The sequence below is a fragment of the Sorangium sp. So ce394 genome, assembly GCF_051474665.1.
Classification (GTDB): Bacteria; Myxococcota_A; Polyangia; order Polyangiales; family Polyangiaceae; genus Sorangium; species Sorangium cellulosum_D.
This window is the reverse complement of record NZ_CP150339.1, coordinates 13,171,507-13,191,561: the sequence shown is the minus strand read 5'-3', so window position 1 is coordinate 13,191,561 and position 20,055 is coordinate 13,171,507. Positions and strand designations below refer to the sequence as shown.

The following is a 20,055-nucleotide window of genomic DNA, read 5'->3' as shown; positions in this document are numbered from 1 at the left end:
GCGGCGCCGGCGCTGGCCGCCTCAGCCGGGGGGCCAGGCCATGGGCCGGCCGCCGAGGACGTGGACGTGGAGGTGGAAGACCGTCTGGCCGGCGTTCGCGCCGCTGTTCACGACGGTCCTGAAGCCGCCCTCCGCGATGCCGGTCTTCTCTGCGACCTGCCGCGCGGCGAGCAGCAGCCGCCCGAGGACGGCCTCGTCCTCGGGCGTGGCCTGGGCGATCCCCGCGATGTGGCGCTTCGGGATGACGAGCACGTGCGTGGGCGCCTGCGGGTTCACGTCGTGGAAGGCGAGGACGTGCTCGTCCTCGAGCACGACCTTCGACGGGATCTCCTTGTTCGCGATCTTGCAGAAGATGCACATGGTCGCCTACTAGTACCGCGTCGTACCGCGCGTCAGGAACCCCTATCACGCAGCGCTAGCTCCACCCACCAGCAGTCCGGCCCGGGGATCCGGGGAGAGTTTCAACGCAAAGGCGCAAAGACGCAAAGGCGTAAAAAGACGAATGTTTTTGCGTCTTTGCGCCCTTTGCGACTGTGCGTTGAAATCTCCCTCGCGAGGCAGATCCCTGACGGGATTTCTGACCCGCGGTACTACGGCGCCTGCGTATCGCGCCGCTCCCGGTCGCGGGGCAGCGTCCGGGTCGCCGGGTCCGGCTCTCCCGGCTCTCCCTCGCCGGCGGCCTCCAGCGCGCCGCCCTGCCCTTCCCTGGGCAGCAGCCGGGCGAGCGCTCGCTCGATCCGCGAACTGTCCGCTGGCTCGGGGAGCAGGTCGTCGGGTAGCGCGGCGCCCGACGGCGGGCTCGGCGCGGCGCCCCCGCCGTCCTGCTGCCCGGCGCGGGGGACCGTCCCGCGCGCGACCGCGATGCGGAGCACGGCGAGCTCGAGGTCGTCGAGCGCGGCGGTGCGCTTCAGCCCGAGCGACGGCACATCGTAGGTGAGGAGCGCGCCGCCGCTCGCCGCGGGCGCGAGCCCGGCGCGGCCCGCGCCGCCGACCAGCTGCCGCACGATGCTCCTGAGCAGCGCCGCCCGCCGCCGCACCCGGCGCGCCTCGGGATCGGCGTAGAGCGAGTAAAACCGGTTCCGCGAGAACGTGGACGGCGCCAGCACGAGCGCGACGAACAGCGCCTCCAGATCGATGGGCGGCGTCCCCCTCACGTCAAGGGCTCCACCGCGCCGCCGGCGGGCCCCGAGAGCCCGCCGCGCCGCAGGAGCTCCGCCTGGCGATGCGTGCGCAGCGCGCCGATGAGCTCGTCGAGATCCCCCTCGATGATCTTGTCGAGCTTGTGCAGCGTGAGGCCGATCCGGTGATCCGTCACGCGGTTCTGCGGGAAGTTGTAGGTCCGCACCTTCTGCGCGCGCTCCCCCGTGCCGACCATGGTCCTTCGCTCCGCGCTCTGGGCCTCCTCCTGCCGGCGCTGCTCGATCTCGAGCAGCCGGCTCCGGAGCACCTTCATCGCCTTCGCCTTGTTCTTCAGCTGGGAGCGCTCGTCCTGGCACTTCACGATCATGCCCGTCGGCAGGTGCTTGATCTGCACGGCGCTGTTCGTCGTGTTGACGCCCTGCCCGCCGGGGCCGCCCGACGCGGCGATCGAGATCTCCAGGTCCTTGTCGTCGATGTGCACGTCGACCTCGTCCGCCTCGGGCAGGACGGCGACGGTCGCGGTCGAGGTGTGGATCCGCCCCTGCGTCTCCGTCGTGGGGACCCGCTGCACGCGGTGCACGCCGCCCTCGTAACGGAGGTGGGAGTAGACGTCCTGCCCCGAGATCAGCGCCGCGACCTCCTTGTAGCCGCCGGCCGAGGCCTCGCTCAGGTTGAGCACCTCGACCTTCCACCGCTTCGTCTCCGCGTAGCGGCAGAGCATGCGGAAGAGGTCGGCGGCGAAGAGCGCCGCCTCCTCGCCGCCCTCGCCGCTCCGGATCTCGATCACGGTGTTGCGCGCGTCGTTCGGGTCCTTCGGCAGGAGGAGCACCTCGAGCTCGCTGGCGAGCCGCTCCCGCTCCGTCTCGAGCTCGGGCAGCTCCGCCTGGGCGAGCTCGGACAGGTCGGGATCGCTCAGCGCCTCGCGGTCCTCGGCGATGCGCCGGTCGACGTCCCGCAGCCGCGCGAAGGCGACGACCACGGGCTCGATCTCGGTCCGCTCGCGGTTGAGCCGCTGGAGCTCGGCCGGGGAGGAGAGCACCGCCGGGCTGCACATGAGGTGCTCGAGTTCCTGAAAGCGGCGCTGGACCGCCTCGAGTTTCGCGATAGGTAGCATCTGCAATCCGAAGACGACGCGGAGTTGGACGGCGGCGGCGTGCGGCGGCGCCGGCGCGCGCTAGCCGTGGGCGCCAGCGTAGCCGGGGTCGGCCAGCACCTTGGAGTAGTCGGCGAACACCCGATCGGGCTGGACCGGCGCGGTCACCGACGCCTCCCGCCAGAGCGTCGCGCGGAGCGAGGCGAGGGCGATCTCGAGCTGCGCGTCGTCCGGCTCCGCCGTCGTGATCTTCTGGACCAGGAACCCCGGCCAGAGCAGCACGCGGAGCGGGCCGGTGGTGCAATAGCGCGCGAAGAGCCGCTGGATCTCGAAGGTCACCGCGGCGATCAGCGGGAGGAACGGCAGCTTCATCAAGAAGAAGCCGACGCTCTCGACGAGCCGGCCGCCGGGCAGCTTGGGCAGGAACGCCCCGAGGGACGCCCCGGCCACCGAGAACACGACGATCGACACGAGCGCCACCATCACCAGGAACGTCGTCCCGCAGCGCGGGTGCATGGCCGTCTTGCGGCGCGCGTTCTCGACCTCGAGCGCCTCGCGCGCCTCGTAGGTGGAGATCGCCTTGTGCTCCGCCCCGTGGTACTGGAAAACGCGCCGGACCTCGGAGATCTGGCGGATCAGGAGGAGGTAGGTGACGACGATGGCGAGCTTCGCCACGCCGGTGATCGCCTGGAACCCCGGCGACGTGACCTCCAGCCCGAGGCCGAAGACCTTGTTGACCAGCTCGGCGCCGGCCTGAGGCGCCGCCACGAAGAGCAGGACCGCGAAGAGGATCGGGATGATGCCCATCCCCCCGCCTCTCTTCTTTCCATCCGCGCTTCCGTCCGCGCCGCTGCCGCCGGGCGCCGGGCCGCCCGCGACCTGCGCGGGCTCGCCGTCCTGCGTCGCGATCGCGGCCATGCTGAGCGCCAGGGAGGTGAGGCTCGCTCCGCTCGCCGAGCCGGCGCTCGAGCGCCTGGAGGCCGGCCCCTTGGCCGAGGCCGCCTCCTCGGCCGCCAGATCCTGCTCGTAGAGATCGGCGGACCAGCGGAGCGCCTGGGATCCGAGGCGCAGCGACTCCACGAGCGTCGCGACCCCCCGCACGAACGGCCACGTGCGCGGCCCCTTGGAGACCGCGGTCATCGGCTGCTCGCGCACCACGAGCTCCCCCGAGCGGCGCCGGCAGACGATCGCGACCGAGCTCGGCGATCGCATCATGACCCCCTCAATCACCGCTTGGCCGCCGATATACGGACGTGCAGGCTGATCGCTCATACGCGTTCCAATCTAGCGCATCACGCGGCTTTCGCATCGGCCTGGCCGATCAGCGCCGCGAAAGGTGGACGGACGACGTCGTCCGTCGTCCGTCGTCCGGCGCGCGCGCCGTCTCGGCCGCTCGCGCAGCGCGGGTCGGCCGCTCGGGCCGGCCGGCGCGCTCGGGACGAGCGCGGGCCTCCGCCACGCCCCGGGCGGGGCGGCGTGACGGGCGTGTCTGTAAAGAAGGGATGTCGAGGAGGGGACGAGCCGCCCGCCTACTTGCCAGCGGTCGCGTACTTCTTGCGGAAGCGGTCGACGCGGCCGGCGACGTCCATGATCTTGTGCTTGCCCGTGTAGAACGGGTGGCAGGCGGAGCACACGTCGGTCGTGAAGCTGCCGCGGGTGGAGCGGGTCTCGACGACGGCGCCGCACGCGCAGGTGATCGTGGAGGCCTTGTACTCGGGGTGGATGCCGGGCTTCATGGTGAGTCCTTCGGGTGTTGCGAGGGAGGGCGCCTATAGCTCAGGGCGTCTCGGACCGCAAGAAGCCCCTCCGGCGCGCCGCGTCTTCACGTGCTCCCGCGGCGTGCTCCCGCGCCGGAGTCTGCCGGACGGGCGTTCGGCGCGGGTTGCGTGAGGAGATCGCGGGGCCGGAGAGGTCCTGGCGTGGCCGGCGGAGCCCGCCGCTCCGCACCGACGCGGCACCTCGAACCGGAGCGCCGGCTCGAGGCGCTCGACGGCGCGGAACGCGGACGCTCTACGTGCGGCCCGAGGGCGCGCCCGTCAAGCGTCCGGCCCGGCTGGCCCGCGCGCACGACAATTGCTAGGGGCGGCGTTGACGCTCGGATGCACATGGTTAGTTTCGCGGTCGCGAGCCAGCGAGCTCGCGAAATCCGGCGAAAGTATCCGAATTCCCAGCGGTTTTTGACGGCTCTGGAGCAGGGGCTCGCGGCAGCTGTCAGCCGGGCCCTGCTGGCCGGTCGGGTCTTCTCGCCCCCCCGGCGGCGACCAAGCCGTCGCGCAAACATTCCTCGGAGGGTTCAACGTCATGGGCAAGATCATCGGCATCGATCTCGGCACGACCAACAGCGTCGTCGCGGTGATGGAGGGCAAGGAGCCCAAGGTCATCGTGAATGAGGAGGGCTCGCGCCTCACGCCGTCCGTCGTGGCCTGGGACGACAAGGGCGAGGTGCTCGTCGGGCAGATCGCCAAGCGCCAGGCGGTCACGAACCCCACCAACACCATCTACTCCGCCAAGCGCTTCATGGGTCGCCGCGCCGAGGAGGTGCAGGACGAGACGAAGCGCGTCCCGTACAAGGTCAGCAAGGGCAAGAACGGCGACGCCTCGATCGAGGTGCGCGGCAAGCAGCTGTCGCCCCCCGAGGTCTCGGCGAAGGTCCTGCAGAAGCTGAAGAAGGCGGCGGAGGACTACCTCGGCGAGAAGGTGACCGAGGCCGTCATCACCGTGCCCGCGTACTTCAACGACTCGCAGCGGCAGGCCACGAAGGACGCCGGCCGCATCGCCGGCCTCGAGGTGAAGCGCATCGTCAACGAGCCCACGGCGGCCGCGCTCGCGTACGGGCTCGACAAGAAGAACGAGCAGGTCATCGCCGTCTACGACTTCGGCGGCGGCACGTTCGACATCTCGATCCTCGAGGTCGGCGACAACGTCGTGCAGGTCATCTCGACCAACGGCGACACCCACCTCGGCGGCGACGACGTCGACCACCTCGTCATGGACTGGCTCGCGGCCGAGTTCAAGAAGGACACGGGCATCGACGTCTCGAACGACAAGATGGTCGTGCAGCGGCTCAAGGACGCCGCGGAGCAGGCGAAGATCGAGCTGTCGAACGTGCAGGAGACGACGATCAACCTGCCGTTCCTCACCGCGGACGCCTCGGGGCCGAAGCACCTCCAGAAGCAGCTCACCCGGGCGAAGCTCGAGCAGATGATCCGGCCGCTCATCGAGCGCACGCTCGAGCCGACCCGCAAGGCGCTCGCGGACGCGAAGAAGACGCCGCAGCAGATCGACGAGATCGTCCTGGTCGGCGGCTCGACCCGCATCCCGCTGGTCCAGGAGACGGTCAAGAAGTTCTTCGGCAAGGAGCCGCACAAGGGCGTGAACCCGGACGAGGTCGTGGCCGTCGGCGCCGCGGTCCAGGCGGGCGTGCTCTCGGGCGACGTGAAGGACCTCGTGCTGCTCGACGTCACCCCGCTCTCGCTCGGCGTCGAGACGCTCGGCGGCGTGATGACCGTGATGATCGCGAGGAACACGACGATCCCGACGCAGAAGAAGGAGATCTTCTCGACCGCGACCGACAGCCAGCCGAGCGTCGAGGTCCACGTCCTCCAGGGCGAGCGCACCGAGGCCCGCTACAACCGGACCCTGGGCCGCTTCCACCTGGAAGGCATCATGCCGGCGCCCCGCGGCGTGCCGAAGATCGAGGTGACCTTCGACATCGACGCGAACGGCATCCTGTCGGTGCACGCCAAGGACACCGCCACCGGCAAGGATCAGCGGATCACGATCACGGCGTCGGGCGGCCTGAAGGAGGACGAGATCAACCGGATGGTCAGCGAGGCGGCGACGCACGAGGCCGAGGACAAGCGGCGCCGCGAGGAGATCGAGCGGCGCAACAAGCTCGACAACCTCTGCTACACGCTGGAGAAGACGATCAGCGAGAACAAGGAGAAGCTGCCGGAGAGCGACGTCTCGGCGCTGAACGGGATCATCGCCGAGAGCCGGTCGGCCATCGAGAAGCAGGACGACGCGGCCGTGACCGCGGCGCTGGAGCGGCTCGAGAAGGAGGCGCACCGCATCGCGAGCGTCATGTACGAGAAGGCCGGCCCGCCGCAGGACGGCGGGGGCGCCGCGCCCGGCGCCGCGGGCGGCCAGCCGCCGCCCCCCGCCGGCGGCAAGGGGAAGGACTCGGTCATCGACGCGGAGTTCGAGGAGTCGAACTGATCGCCGCGGGGTGAGCGCTCCTCGAGCGGTTACGCCGGCGCAACCGGCGTAACCGACGCGGCTCACGCGACTCACGCGACCGGCGTCCCCGATGGTGCTGGCGCCGCTGGCACAACGGTGAAGTAGCAACGAGCGCGGCTTCGTCCGCGCTCGTTTGCATTTGAGGCCGCGCCTCACCCTCCGAGGCGGCGCGGACCGCCATCTCCCCCGCCGCGCGCTCCTTGGGCGTCGACTCGGATGTCCGGGGGCCGTATAACCGGCGCTCATGCGAACTCTCCTGCCGCTCGCCACCCTGGTCCTGATGGCCGGTCCCGTCGCCTGCGGGCCGGCCCCTACGCCTGCCGCGCCGGCAGGAGCACAAGGCGAGGTCAAGGCCGGGCCCTCCCAGCCCGCGAGCCCCGCGTTCGATCTCTCCCCCGTCGCCGAGCCCGCCGACATCGTGGGCGTGCTCCGCTGGAGCAACCCGGCGGCCACGCTGTCGAGCGTCGCCGCCTGCGCCGGGATGCCGCCGGCGCTCGCCGAGGCGGGCGCGCAGGGGCTCTCCGCGGGCGTCCTGAGCGAGCTCGTGAGCCCCTCGATCGACGCGAACCAGCTCGCCGCGGTGGTCGCGCTCGACGCGCCGGTCCACCTCGTCGTCGCGCTCGACGACAGCTCGAAGCGAGGCAACCCGGTCGCGGCCGTGTCGCTCGGGCTCACGTCGCTGGAGCGGGCCAGGGGCGCGCTCGAGGCCGGCGCCACCCTGACCGAGGTGAAGCCGGGCATGTGGAAGATCGGCGGCAAGGAGCCCGCGTCGTCGAGCTGCTTCCTCGCCGCGTCCGCGGGCTCGACGCCGGCGCGGCTCCTCTGCGGCGATCGAGACCGGGACGTGACGACGCTCGGGCCGTACCTCGCGCGCACGCTGCCGACGCTCTCGCCCGAGGCGCGCGACCTCCACGGCGAGGTCCGCTTCGTCCCGCTCAGCACGAAGTACGGCGACATGGCCAAGCAGCAGCTCGGCGGCCTCCCGATCCTCGCGCAGAGCCAGCTCTCGATCGGGCAGCCCCAGTTCGACCGGGCGCTCACCGACGCGACCACCGCCGTCCAGGCGGAGCTCGAGGCGCTGATCAACGACGCGAGCAAGGCGATCGTCGATCTGAAGGTCGACAACCAGACCTGCGTGAACCTCACGGCGGCCCTGGAGCTGCGGGGCCAGTCGTCGTGGCTCGCGAAGACGATGGCCGACGGCGCGAGCCGCGCCGCCCCCGCGCCGGCGCTCTACTGGCGTGTGCCGAAGGACAGCCACGGCGCCTTCTTCGACCACGGCTACGACCCGGCGCACTACACCGGCATCCTGAAGACGCTGCGCGAGATGCTCGAGGGGTGGCTCGAGAAGGAGAAGATCGGCAAGCCCGCCGATCGCAAGGCGCTCGCCGACGTCCTGTCGCTGCCGATCAACCGGACGCCGAGCGTGTCCGCGCACGGGTACGTCGACGCGCCGCCCGCCGCCGCGAAGACCGGCAAGCCTTCGCCGAACGAGATCCTCGACGGCATGATGGGCGGCTTCGTCGGCTGGAACCTGTTCGGGTTCGAGGAGGCGCCGGACGCGCTCATCAAGTACCTGAAGAACGCCGTCGCCGCCTACAACACGCCCGCGCTGCGCAAGCGGCTCCCGGAGCTCGACGTCGATCCGAAGGACCTGCCGACGGTCAAGACGGTGCAGGCGCCGAAGGAGCTCGGGAAGACGTCGCTCGCCGTCGAGATCCAGATCACGAGCGAGCTGCCGTCGCCCGACGCCGACGCGGCGCAGGCCCCCGCCGGCAAGGCCAAGCCGAAGCCCAAGGCCACGGTGACGCTGCACCTCCTCCTCATGGGCGACGAGAAGACGACGTGGATCGCGTTCGGCCACGACAAGCGCGAGCTGCTGAGGCGGCTCGCCATGGTGAAAGCGGGCGCCCCCGACACCGACACGCTCGCGTCGCGTCCGGGGCTCGAGAAGCTGAAGACCGGGAAGTTCGTCTCGGGTGGATTCTCGACGCTCGCCCCGATCACGCGCACGCTGCAGAGCGTCCTCACGACCCTGGACAGCCCCGGCGCGGCCCCGATGGCGCTGCCGCCGGAGGCGCGGCGGTTCGGCGAGGCGCTGGCGAAGCTCCCCCACAAGGGCGAAGGGCTGATGTTCATCACGACGCAGGAGCAGGGCGGCGCCGCGCCGCGCGCCGAGATCGCCATCAACGTGTCCAAGCCCGTGCTCGAGGACATCGGCGCCCTCCTCGCGGCGGGGCTCCAGATGGCCGGCATCACGAAGCCATAAGCCCGCGGATGCGCTATCACAGCGGGAGCCCAGCGTGGCCGCTCCTGCTCGGTCGTGTCCTCCGGAGGACGCACGCGCCGCGTGCGCCCTCCGCCCACGTTCAAGACCGGTATGCGAATTGCCCAGCTCCCCGAAGAGATGAGAGGAAACCATGAACAACCGTGAAGGTGCGAGTCGCGACGGAACGAGCCCGGCGCGACCGGAGACGTCCGGGAACGCCACGACGGCAGCCCCCATGCCGAGGCCGCCCGTGCGCCGCACGGCGCCCGATACGGACGACTCCGATCTGCCCGAGCTGACGCCGGAGCAGCTGAGCGAGCTCAAGCAGGCGCTCGAGGAGCGCCGGGCGAGCCTCGTCGCCAACATCGACGAGCGGCAGCACGCAGAGCGCGACGTCTCGCGGGAGGTGGGCGACGAGATGGACGAGGCGAACGCCGAAGGCGCAACCTCGCTGACGTCGAAGCTCCTGGAGCGCGACGTCCGGGTGCTCGCCGAGATCGATCGCGCGCTCGCCAAGATGAAGGAAGGGACCTACGGGATGTGCGAGGGCACCGGCGAGCCCATCGGGTACCGCCGCCTCAAGCTGCGCCCGTGGGCGCGCTACAGCGTCGCCTACCAGGAGCAGATCGAGCGCGAAGAGCGGACCGGCGGCGGCTCCTGAGCCGAACGCCAGCGCGCCGCACGCCCCGCGCCGAGCGCGGGCGTGCGGCCGGGCGCTAGCGGAAGCGCGCGTCCAGCGGGGCGCTCGCGCTCGTGCCGAGCGCCTTGGTCCACGCGATCACCGGCGCGCGCCAGTCGAGGCCGGTCCACCGCGGGGAGGGGTCCTGCGCCTGGAAGCGAAAGCCGTCCCCGCCGTAGTAGAGGAAATCGATCGTCGCGACGGTGTAGCGGCGGTTTTCGTCCAAGAGGCGCCCGTCGTGCAGGACATAACGACCGCCGGTCGAGGGCGATAGGCCGACGAGCACCGCGTCGCGGTGGCGGAGCGTCTCGAGGATGTCGCTGCCCCGCAGCGAGCAGATGACGAGCTTGTTGTCGAACGGGAGGACGGAGAACACCGTCGCTTTCGTGATGGGCCCCCTGGGGACGGCCTGCCGGATGCCGTCCTTGTTGAGGATCGCGACGTCGACCCCGAGCTGCTCGCGCCACGACCCCGCGATCCAGCGCTGGATCTCGGCGGAGTCGCGCTCCATTCCGTCGCTCGAATACCCGATCTGCTCGCCGAGCGCCGCGTCCAGCGCGCGCTGCCAGCCTGCGGCGGCCCTGGAGAGCGGCTCGTCCGGCGGGGCCGCGGGCGCGCCCTCCGGGTGGGCCACGTCGACGACCTCCGCGGCGACCGACAGCACGCGCCGCTGGAGCGGACGGCGGGGGTCGATCTCGAGCGAGACGCGGGCGTAGCTGCGCAGCCGCCAGCCGGGGTTGACGAGCGGCACGCCGCCCACGCGCAGCTCGGCCCTCTTGTGGCAGTGCCCCGCGCCGACGAAGGACAGGCGCCACTCGGGGTGACGCGCGAGGATCGGCTCGAGCACGTCCTGGCACTGGTGCGCGACGAGCACGAGCGCGTCGGGCGCGGCGCGCCACGCCTCGGGGATGGCGCGCGAGAGCGCCGCCTCCTCGCCCTCGAAATCGATGCCGTCGAAGCGGCTCGCCGTCGCGGCCTCGCGGGTGCGCGAGGTCGAGAGGCCGACGACGCCGATGCGCAGCCCGCGCCGCTCGAACACGGCGAAGGAAGGCAACGCGAAGGCGGAGAGCGCCGGATCGGTCACGCGCAGGTTCGCCGCGAGGTAGGTGGCGCGAGACCGTGTCCGGTTCTGGAGAAAGGCGTCTCTGCCGAAATCGAACTCGTGATTTCCGAAGGCCGACGCGGCGTAGCCCATCCGCGCCATCGCGTCGGCCATCGGCGCGCCCATGAAATAGGAAGAGATCGCGGGGCCGGTCCAGTTGTCGCCGCCGGAGAGCGCGAGCGTCGACGGGTCCTCGCAGGCCGGCGCTGGCGGGAGATCGGGCGGAGCCCCGGGCGCAGGGCCCGCGCAATGGCCCTCCCGCGAGCGCCACACGGCCAGCACCTCGGCCGCGCCGCCGAGGACCTTGCCCCCCTCGGCGGTGGGCAGGAGCCACCCGTGCTCGTCGGTCGTGTAGAGGAGGGTGACCGCCGCCGGAGCGCGCTCGGCCGGAGCCGACGCCTTCGCGGCCGTCGCCGCCTCCCTGGGATCGCACGCGGAGAGGGGCAGCAGCGCCAGCGCGCCGAGCGAGAGCGCGGCGAGCGCGCGCGCGGCGCGGCGCCGTCGCGCAGGCACCGCGCTCAGGGGCATCGCGCAGGCTCCGCGCGGCGAGGCACCTCAGCCGCCCATCCGCTGGATGAACGGGACGATGCGCTCGACGAAGGGCTGCTTGTGGTAGCGGTCGAACTCCGCCCACGTGCAGAGCGTGCGGGGATCCTTCACGCGATCGACGAAGAGCACGCCGTCGACGTGGTCCTTCTCGTGCTGGAAGGTGCCCGCCGACAGCCCGCGCACGACGCGGTCGATCGGCTTCCCGTCGCGATCCAGGCCGGTCAGGCGGATCTCGGTGTACCGATCGACGACGCCCCTCAGGTTCGGGACGCTCAGGCACCCTTCGTAGTTCTCGAACGTCTCCTGCGTGAGCGGCTCGATCACGGGGTTGACCACGATCGTGAGCGGGATGTTGGGCTTGTACGGATACCGTGGGTTGTTCTGCACCTCGACCGCGAAGATGCGCAGCGGCGCGTGGACCTGAGGGGCGGCGATGCCCGCGCCGTTCGCGTCGCGCATCGTCTCGACCAGGTCGTCGATGAACGCCTGCATGGCGGGAGACGAGAGCTCTTCCGGCGTGACCTCGCGCGCTCGCTGCCTGAGGACGGGGTTGCCGATGTGGGCGATTTTCAGGAGCGTCACGCGCCGATCGTACCATACGCGCGCGCCGCCGCCCCCGTCCCGCGGGGCCGCGCGATCGTCGACCACGCGCGCGGCCATGCGGCGCGCTTTTGCGTCAGCTATGGAGAGGGGCCATGCACTACTTCCCCGACGAGCCCCACGTCCCCGAGCAGCAGCAGGCGACCGCCGTCATGCACCTCCGCTTCGAAGACGTCAGCCAGAACGGACGGGTGATGCTGGACGCGCTGCCGCACGGCCTCGGGCCCGCGATCTGGGTGAAGCTCCTGCGCGCGAGCCCCGTCGAGGCGCTGATGACCACGCAGGGGATCATCCCGATCCTCACCCGCCTCATCATCGAGGGCGGCGACGGCCCCGTCGCGGCGCGGGAGCCGCTAGCGCTCAAGGGCAGCTACCAGCTCGCGCGCACGGAGGACGCCGCGTCGGAGGTGAACCGGCTGATCCTGGCCATGTGGCTCTCGGCCAGCGCGCGCCGCAGCCGGACCTACGGCCCGCCGCCGCCCGGCGCCGGCGAGCCGATCCAGGTCGGCCGGGTGTTCGCGGAGCACGTGTTCACGCGGCCCTTCGCCGAGCCCGGCGCGCGCAAGGTGCTGCGCTTCGACGCGCAGGACCTGCCGCCGGTCCCGCCGGAGCGCTACGCCTGGCGCTCGCCGGAGGCGCTGATGGGCCTGCCGGCGGGCGCGGAGCCGTTCGACCCGGAGCCGACGCTGGATCCGATCCCGATCGCGTTCGGCCTGGATCACACGGACGGCAACCAGCACGTGAACTCGCTCGTGTACCCGCGGCTCTTCGCGGAGGCGGCGCTCCGGCGGCTCGCGCAGCACGGGCACGGCACGGCGGTGCTCGCCCGCAGGGTCGAGGTCGCCTACCGCAAGCCGTGCTTCGCGGGCGCGCGCGCGAGGATCGTGCTGCGCACGTTCGCGATCGACGGCGCGCTCGGCGCGCTCGGCGCGTTCGTGCCGGACCCGCCGCACGGCGCCGAGAGCGCCGCCCCCGAGGCGCGCGCGTACTGCTACATCCGCACGCTGTTCCAGGGCTGAGCGGGCCCCTCGGTCGAGCGGGGCCTCTCGCGGCCCCGCGCGCGACGGCCGGGCGCGCTACGCGCTCGCCGGGCGCGGGAGGCCGGCGCGATCGGCGATCTCGTCGTGGAAGGCGCGGAACGTCGACTCCTGCGGCCACGACGGCGCGTTGGCGAGCAGCTCCCCGACGCGGGTGAGCTCGCCCTCGTCGATGGCGATGACGGCCGCGGCGTAGCGCATGGCCCAGAAGACGAGCGGGCTGACCTCGCTCGCGCGCTCCAGGAGCGCGCGGTCGCCCGGCACGCTCGTGTGCGCGAAGGCGCGGGCGAGCGCGCCGGCCGCCGCCCGCAAGGTGACCACCCGGTTGCGGAAAGGAGAGCTGACGTTCGGGAGCGGGAGGCGCTCCAGGCGACCGGCGCGCTCAAGGGCCGCGTCGCGATCGCCCTCGAAGGTGTAGAGGAGCGTGTCCAGGAAGAGCCGGTGCTCGAGCGCCGCGTCCCACGCCGGCCCCCGCTCGGCCGCCGCCATGGCCGCCCGCGCCTTCTCGACCCAGCCGTAGGCGGCGAACGCCGTCGCCGTCATGAGCGGCGCCATCGTGGCGGGGTGCGGGATGCGATGCAGCGTCGGCGACCAGCGCTGCAGCACCGAGCGCACGTCGCCCGAGCGGAGCAGCCGGCGCAGCTTGCGGCGAGCGAGCCAGCGGGCCGCCGCGAACGCGAGGACCAGGCCGAGCACCGCCGCCATGATCACCGGCTGCTGCCAGGCGAACCGGAGCGCGGCCGCGGCCAGCGCTGCGGAGCCGGTGAAGAGCAGCACCGGAATCAGCCGGCTGCCCCGCCCCTCGTCCTCGGAATCGAACGGATCCACGACACCTCCAAGCGTACGGGGCTTCCCGAACGAGGCAAGTCCCGGGCGACGCGCGCTCCGGCTCCACCCACCCCGCCACCCTCCCCCCGCGCGCGCGGCGAATTGCGCTCCGACTGCATCCGGATGGCCCTCGGCGGAAGAACGCGGGGAGGCAGGCCCTCGGGCGTTCGTCGCGCGGCCGAGACGCCGTGGCGCTCACGAGCGCGCCGCGGCGCGCTTCATAAGGCTCGACACGGCGCCGAGGTTCGACTACGTAGTCCGTGCGTCAGGCGAAAGCGCCTGGACCTCATGGGTCCGCCGACAGCGCGCCGTGAACCCCGCCAGGCCCGGAAGGGAGCAACGGTAGCGGAAAGCGGGTGTGGCGGGCCCACTTGCTTTTTGTGGGCTCGACGCGCTCCCGCACCCACCCCGGGCGCGGTCGCGGAGCCCGGTGCCAGGTCGCTGCCGCGGGCACGACCGGCGCATCAAGGCGCTTCGAGCGCCGCCGGCGCGATGGGCGCGACGGGCACGGAGAAGAGCGCGTCCGGGCTCGTCGTGATGCGCGGGACATCCGTGCTCCGCAGCGGGCTGACGCCGCCGGCGGCCAGGCGCTGCTGCACGATGCCCGCCTCCTCGTCGCCGCCCTCGAGCGTGATGGCCCCGAGGCGGCTGTCCCGGCCGACGTCGCCGTCGATGAGTATGCTCGCCCGGCGCGACGGCTCGATGGACGGGTTGATGGACTCGAGCCCGTTGCCGCTGAGGACGAGCCCGTGGATCGCCGCCTGCGCCCGCTCCTGCCAGCTCACGCCGTCGCCCACGACCTCCTGGGCCTGCTCGCCGCTCGCGCTCACCACCGCCGAGTCGGCGAAGGTCCCGGCGATGCGCATGCCGTCGATGATGATGCCGCGCGCCTCGCCGCTCATGCCCAGGCCGATGGCCCTGTTCTTCTCGAGGACGCCCCCGCGGAGCGCGACGGGCTGCTCCGGCGTCGTGTTCTGGATCCAGATCCCGGGCTGGTTGCCGCTCACCTCGAACCCCGCGCCGTCCCCGCCGATCGCCGCGCTCGCGCCGTCGATCAGGAGACCGAAGCCGCTGTTGTCGGCCACCTTGAGGGACGTCGCCTCGAGGCTCGAGCAGCTGGACACGGAGACGCCGCCGCTCGGGTCGAACCCGGTCAGGCCGTTACCGCTCACCTCGATGCGGGACAGCGAGGCGCGCGCCCCGACGAGCGACACGCCGACCACCTTGTTGTCGCGGAGGACCGCGTCCTCGACCTCGAGGTCCACCGTCGCCTCGCAGTCGCAGCCGCCGGTGCACTGCGCCCACAGCCCCGGCCCCCGCGAGCCGGAGACGACGGACCGCACCACCGAGACGCGGTCGGCGTCGAACACGCTCAGGCCGTAGCGCGCCGAGCCCTCGATCGCCGCGTCGACGAGGTCGAGCGTCGCGCCGAGGCCGACCGTCACGCCGTCGGCCGCGCTCCCGGCGACGCGCACCGCCTCGATCCGCGCCCGCGCGCCGGCCGCGACCACGACGCCGCCCTCGCCGACCGTGAGCCCGCGGAGGACGGCGCCGTCGCCGGCCGCGAGCGAGACCGCCGCCACGGTCACGGAGCCGGCGCCCCTGCCCAGCAGGCTCACGCCGGGCGGCAGATCGACGGCGCCGTACGTGCCGGGGCCGAGCGCGATGCACGCCCCGGGCTCCGCCGCCGCGGCGGCCGGCGAGAGCGCCGCGGGGCTCGCGACCTCGATCACCTCGGCGCAATCGACGGACCCGGCGCAGAAGTCGCCGCCGCAGAGCGCGCCGGCGGGGACGCCGATGCACGCGCCGGAGGCCGTGAGCGCGCCCGGGCACGCGCCCTTCGTCGGTTCAGGGTCCGACGCGCACCCGAGCGCCGCCGGGCCGAGCGCGGCCATGGCGGTCAAAACGAGAGCTGCCTGATTCCAAGCCTTGATCATGACGAACGTCTCCTGCGCGGCACGCCGCGCTGCCCAACGAGAAGAGGCGCGGCCCCTCAGGACCCCGCGAGCACCGCGCGGCACTCGCGCGCCCGCGCGGCGAGCTCGCCCTCCACGAAATGCGCCGCCAGCGAGGCGGAGAGCTGCGCGACGGCGGCCTCGGCGCGAGGGCGCGTCGCGGCGTCGCGCAGGCCCGCGCGGCAGATCGTCGCGAGGCCGAGCGCCACGTCGGCGAGGTACACGCGCCCGCCGCCCACCTCGGCGAGGCGCAGCGCCGCGCAGCCGGACTCGAGCGCCTCGCCGACGTGGCCGACCGCGAGCAGCGCCGCGGCCAGGTTGCGGTACGCGTCCGGCAGGTCGGCGCCCGCGCCGGCCTGCTCGCCCAGCGTCACCGCGCGCCGCGCGTGCTCGAGCGCGGCGCGCGGGCGCGAGAGCCGGAGCTCGACCTCCGCGAGGTTGTTGTGCCCGGAGGCGATCGCCTGGAGATCGCCGAGCCGCTCCTTCAGCGCGAGCGCGCGGGCGAACACCTCGCGGGCGCCGCCGAGGTCGCCCCGCGCGAACAGCGCCGCCGCGACGCCGTTCAGCGCGAAGCTCAGCGCCTCTGGGGACGCGCGCTCGTCGACCGCGCGCGCGGCCTGGCGGTAGCAGCGCTCGGCCTGCACCAGCCGGCCGCGCGAGTAGAACACCGTCCCGAGCGCGAGGAGCAGCTGCGACGCGGCCTCGCGGCGGCGGCCGTCGCCGGGCGGCAGCGTCGCGCAGACGCGCAGGCTCCGGAGCGCGACCGCGCGGCAGGCGTCGAGATCGCCGTCGCGCCGGTGGAGCGCCGCGAGCAGGCCGACCATCGGGAGCGCCTCCGGGGCGGCGCCGCCGCGCTCGGCGAGCGCGATCGCCCGCTCGACGAGCGCGCGCGCCTCGGCCGTCGCGCCGCGCACCTTGAGCGCGAGGGCGAGGCGGTAATCGACGCGCGCGTCCCAGAGCAGCGCCGCGCTCGGGTCGCGCGCGGGCGGCGCGGAGGCGCGCCGCTCCACGCGGAGGATCCGCGCCCGCGCCTCGTGGTACGCGCGCTCCGCCTCGTCGAGGCGGCCTGCCCGCCGGAGCGCGTCGCCGGCGTCGAGCAGGAGCCCGGCGCGCTCGTGCCACGCGAACAGCCGGCGCTCGCCGCCCGCCGACGCGGCGCGCGCCTCGGGGCCGCTCGCCTCGGGGCCGCCCTCGGCGCGCGCGTGGATCTCCCGGGCGCGCTCGAAGTGGCGCAGCGCCTCGGCGTTCTGCCCGAGCGACGCCGCGCTCGCCGCGGCGCGGGCGTAGGCGAGCGCGGCGCTCCGCGCGTCGCCGCCGCGATCGTGGTGCAGCGCCGCGAGCGCCGCCCCGACCTCCCCGGGCCCCCGGGGCGCCGCCGACATGCCGTCGAGCCAGGCGGCGACCGCGCGGTGCATCGCGCGGCGCACCTTGAGGCTGAGCGTGTCGTAGGCGATCTCCTGGGTCGCCGCCTCGGCGAAGACGTACTCGCCGTCCTCGGGGAAGGTCGACGCGTCGCGCGCGCGGATGATCTGCTGATCCCGGAGCCGGCGCAGCACGTCCGCGGTGCTCGACGCGCCGCCATCGAGCGGCGCGACGCCGCGGAGGTGGTCGATCGCGCCCTTCCAGAACGTCCTGCCGACCACGGCCGCCTGCGCCAGGACGGCCCGCGCCTCGCCGTCGAGCCGATCGAGCCGCGCCTGGACGACGCCCTGGATCGTCGCCGGCAGCGAGAGCCGGGCGAGCTTCTCCTCGTGCAGGATCCACGGCTCGCCGGCGCGCCGCTCGAGGGCGCCGACGTCGATGAGCAGGTACAGCGTCTCGGTCAGAATGAGCGGGTTGCCCTCCGCGCGCTCGGCCAGGGCGCGGACGGCCTCCGCGGAGCAGGGCGCGGCGAGGCGCAGGCGATCGCGGGCCATGTCCTCGACGTGCCGCCGCGACAGCGGGCCGAGATCGAGGCGCGCGTGGCTCGCCTTCCCCTCGCCCCAGTGCGGCCGCCGCTCGTAGAGCTCGGGCCGCGCGGCGCCGACGAGGAGCAGCGGCGCGTCCGAGAGGCGCACGACGAGGTCGTCGAAGAGGTCGAGGCTGGCGTCGTCCGCCCAGTGGATGTCGTCGAGCAGGACGACCACGGCCCCGCGCGCGGCCACGGCCCGCAGGAGCACCGCGACGGCCGCGGCCACCCGCTTCTTGACGTCCGCGCCGCCCTCGTCGGGGACGATCGCGGTCGCGGACGCGGCCGGCGCCGCGCGGCGCGGGCAGAGCACGGCCGCGATCTCGTCCAGCGCGTCCGCCAGGGCCAGCGGATGGGGCGCGCCGTCGGCGCCTTCGCCCGCGCCCGCCCCGGAGACGCCGGCCCTGAGCTTGCGCAGCACGACGTCGCGCGCGTCGTCGTCCTGGACGCGGAAGTGGGCGCGCAGGAGCGACGCGGCGAGGTGGTAGCTCGCGTCCATCGACAGCGAGGAGCACGCCGCGGCGAGCACGACGCACGGGCCCGCAAGAGGCGGCGCCATCGACCGGATCTCCGACAGGAGGCGGCTGCGCCCGACGCCGCCCGCGCCGATCACGGAGACGAACATCGCGCGCCGCTCCGCGACGACGGTCTCCAGCGCCTCGGAGAGCCGCTGCAGCTCCGCCGTCCGCCCGACGAAGCGGGTGCCCTGCCCGAGGAAATCGGATCCGGCGATCGATCCGCTCGCGACCTTGAGGACGCGGAAGCTCGGCGCGTCGCCGCCCTGCGGCTCGACCTGGAAGAGGCCGGCGACCTGCCGGAACGTGGGCTGCGCGATCAGCACCGCGCCCGGCGCGGCGGCCTGCTGGAGCTGCGCGGCCGCCCGCAGGGCCTCGCCGGAGGCGTCGACCGGGGCGCCCGGCGCGGCCGCGCCGCTCACGAACAGCCTCCCCGTGCTGATGCCCACGCGCAGCCTCGGCCGGCACCCCGGCGGCAGCTCTGCGCCGAGCGACGCCGCGTCGATCGCGGCGAGCTCCAGCCCGGCGCGGACCGCCCGCTCGGCGTCGTTGTCGCTCGCGCGCGGCGCGCCGAACAGCGCGGAGATGGCGCCGCTGCCGCGGCCGTCCACGACGCCGCCGAGGCCCTCGACCCGCGCGCGGACGAGCGCGAGGCAGGCCTCGCGGAGCTCGAGCTCCTGCTCCGGATCGAGCGGCGCCTGCCCATCGCCGCCGGCCACGATCTCCGCCGAGAGCACGGTGCAGACGCGGTACTCGCCGGCCGGCGGCGCGGCCCTCGCGGCGCGCGCGGGCGCCGCGAAGGCCGGGGGCGGCGCGCGCCCCGACGCGGGCGCGGAGGCGGCGTCCGGCAGCGTGGCCGAGAGCGCATCGGCGGGCCTCGGCGCGGCGCCGCGGCGCGCTTCCGGGACGCGCGCGAGCGCCTCGCCGAGCTCCCGCGCGTCCCGGAAGCGCGCCGCGGGCTCGACCGCGACGGCGCGCGCGATGACCCCCTCGAGCGCGGGGCTCGCCGCGACGCCCAGCCCCGCGAACGACGGCCGCCTGCGCGAGTCGACGGCGGCGAGGTAGAGATCGGCCCAGTCGCTCCCGTCGAGCGGCTGCTTGCCCGAGGCGAGCTGCAGCAGGATGAGCCCCAGCGCGAACACGTCGGTCCAGGGCCCGGTCGCGCCCAGCCGCGGGTTGAACTGCTCCGGGGCGCCGTAGAGCGGGGTGAACGCGTGCAGCGTCCGCGACGCCGCGAGCTCCTGCGTCGTCTCGGTCGCGGCCCCGCTGGGCGCCGGCGTCGCCGAGCGCGCCGTCTCGACGAGCGCCTTCGACAGCGGCATCGACGCGTCGATCACCTTGGCGATGCCGAAATCGACGACCTTCATCGTCGTCGCGCCGGGCGACCCGACGAGGAACAGGTTCGCCGGCTTGATGTCGCGGTGCGAGACGCGCTCGTCGTGCGCCATCGCGAGCGCCGACACCGCCGGCGCGAGGAGCTCGATCGCCTCGTCGACGGGGTACGGCCCGCGCCCGGCGGCGCTCCGCGCGTCGATGTGCTGCGCGAGCGTCTCCCCCTCGAGCCACTCCATGACGAGGTACGGCGTCCAGTGGCCCTCCGGCGAGGTCGCCGCGGCGACGTCGAGCGCCTGGACGATGCCCGTCGTCCGGCGCGAGAGCCGGTGCAGCAGCCGCGCCTCGCGCTCGAACGTGTCGAGCAGCGCCCCCCGCTCTTCCAGCGAGAGATCCGCGGGTATTTTCAAGCACTTGACCGCGACCTGCTCCTGGAAGCCCAGGTGCGTCGCCCGGTAGACGACGCCGAACGCCCCCTCCCCGGCCACGGCGTCCACCAGCAGCTTGCCGCCGATGGTGCTGCCCACCCAGCCGAACGGGTCTCGCGCGATCATCCGCGGAAATTCTACCGCCCACGCCGCCTCGCCGGGAGCGCGCCGCCTCGGCGGGGCGACGATCGTCGCCCTGCGTCGCCGCCGGAGGTCGAGCGGGCGAAGCGAGCGCGACGGCAGTCGCCCTGCGCGCGCGTCCATGCTACGCAGCGGCCTGCAAGGCGCGCCCTCGGTCCTGGCCGCCGTCCTGCGCGAGCTGCCGCAACGGTCCCCGGGAC

The 20,055-nt window shown here is 73.6% G+C and carries 14 protein-coding genes and 1 other RNA gene; 5 read left to right on the top strand and 10 right to left on the bottom strand.

Features of this window, described 5'->3' with window-relative positions:
* Positions 1-21 precede the first annotated feature (21 nt).
* From WMF33_RS48805 to rpmE, 5 genes are all read right to left on the bottom strand, one after another.
* On the bottom strand, positions 22-360 hold the full coding sequence (locus WMF33_RS48805) for a histidine triad nucleotide-binding protein (protein ID WP_437334980.1): 339 nt from the start codon (positions 358-360) through the stop codon (positions 22-24).
* Between the two features lie 230 nt (positions 361-590).
* Positions 591-1,154, bottom strand: coding sequence for a hypothetical protein (locus WMF33_RS48800; protein WP_437334979.1), 564 nt, complete (start codon positions 1,152-1,154; stop codon positions 591-593).
* Positions 1,151-2,254, bottom strand: coding sequence for a peptide chain release factor 1 (gene prfA / locus WMF33_RS48795; RefSeq protein ID WP_437334978.1), 1,104 nt, complete (start codon positions 2,252-2,254; stop codon positions 1,151-1,153). The genes WMF33_RS48800 and prfA overlap by 4 nt, the downstream gene beginning before the upstream one ends.
* A 60-nt stretch (positions 2,255-2,314) precedes the next feature.
* Positions 2,315-3,448: a DUF1385 domain-containing protein gene (locus WMF33_RS48790; RefSeq protein WP_437334977.1), complete on the bottom strand. Its 1,134-nt coding sequence runs from the start codon at positions 3,446-3,448 to the stop codon at positions 2,315-2,317.
* A 314-nt stretch (positions 3,449-3,762) separates the two neighbouring features.
* A complete protein-coding gene (gene rpmE, locus WMF33_RS48785; protein WP_012241637.1) occupies positions 3,763-3,969 on the bottom strand; it encodes a 50S ribosomal protein L31 in 207 nt (68 codons plus the stop codon).
* Positions 3,970-4,534: 565 nt separating this feature from the next.
* Here rpmE and dnaK point away from each other — a divergent pair.
* The 3 genes from dnaK (at position 4,535) to WMF33_RS48770 (ending at position 9,402) form a co-directional block, all read left to right on the top strand.
* On the top strand, positions 4,535-6,451 hold the full coding sequence (gene dnaK / locus WMF33_RS48780) for a molecular chaperone DnaK (protein ID WP_020742081.1): 1,917 nt from the start codon (positions 4,535-4,537) through the stop codon (positions 6,449-6,451).
* A gap of 265 nt (positions 6,452-6,716) precedes the next feature.
* Positions 6,717-8,741, top strand: coding sequence for a hypothetical protein (locus WMF33_RS48775; RefSeq protein WP_437334976.1), 2,025 nt, complete (start codon positions 6,717-6,719; stop codon positions 8,739-8,741).
* Positions 8,742-8,976: 235 nt separating this feature from the next.
* On the top strand, positions 8,977-9,402 hold the full coding sequence (locus WMF33_RS48770; protein WP_437334975.1) for a TraR/DksA family transcriptional regulator: 426 nt from the start codon (positions 8,977-8,979) through the stop codon (positions 9,400-9,402).
* A gap of 55 nt (positions 9,403-9,457) precedes the next feature.
* On the opposite strand, the gene WMF33_RS48765 is transcribed toward WMF33_RS48770, so the two are convergent.
* Together WMF33_RS48765 and def are read right to left on the bottom strand one after the other, a co-directional pair.
* The gene (locus tag WMF33_RS48765) at positions 9,458-11,035 is read right to left on the bottom strand and encodes a bifunctional metallophosphatase/5'-nucleotidase (protein WP_437334974.1); all 1,578 of its coding nucleotides are present in this window, start codon (positions 11,033-11,035) and stop codon (positions 9,458-9,460) included.
* A 42-nt stretch (positions 11,036-11,077) separates the two neighbouring features.
* Positions 11,078-11,653, bottom strand: a complete 576-nt coding sequence (def, locus tag WMF33_RS48760; protein WP_437334973.1) for a peptide deformylase — start codon at positions 11,651-11,653, stop codon at positions 11,078-11,080.
* 113 nt (positions 11,654-11,766) lie between these two features.
* Here def and WMF33_RS48755 point away from each other — a divergent pair, with 113 nt between their 5' ends.
* A complete protein-coding gene (locus WMF33_RS48755; RefSeq protein ID WP_061626240.1) occupies positions 11,767-12,690 on the top strand; it encodes a hypothetical protein in 924 nt (307 codons plus the stop codon).
* A 57-nt stretch (positions 12,691-12,747) separates the two neighbouring features.
* Here the strand turns inward: WMF33_RS48755 and WMF33_RS48750 are convergent, their stop codons facing one another.
* Positions 12,748-13,536, bottom strand: a complete 789-nt coding sequence (locus WMF33_RS48750) for a hypothetical protein (protein ID WP_437334972.1) — start codon at positions 13,534-13,536, stop codon at positions 12,748-12,750.
* 286 nt (positions 13,537-13,822) lie between these two features.
* On the opposite strand from WMF33_RS48750, the gene ffs reads away from it, so the two are divergent.
* Positions 13,823-13,912, top strand: an RNA gene (gene ffs / locus WMF33_RS48745) — signal recognition particle sRNA small type.
* 88 nt (positions 13,913-14,000) lie between these two features.
* Here ffs and WMF33_RS48740 read toward each other — a convergent pair.
* Positions 14,001-15,473 (bottom strand): hypothetical protein, encoded by a 1,473-nt coding sequence (locus WMF33_RS48740; RefSeq protein ID WP_437334971.1) that lies wholly within the window; start codon positions 15,471-15,473, stop codon positions 14,001-14,003.
* Positions 15,474-15,529: 56 nt separating this feature from the next.
* Positions 15,530-19,840 (bottom strand): protein kinase domain-containing protein, encoded by a 4,311-nt coding sequence (locus WMF33_RS48735; protein WP_437334970.1) that lies wholly within the window; start codon positions 19,838-19,840, stop codon positions 15,530-15,532.
* Positions 19,841-20,055 lie beyond the last annotated feature (215 nt).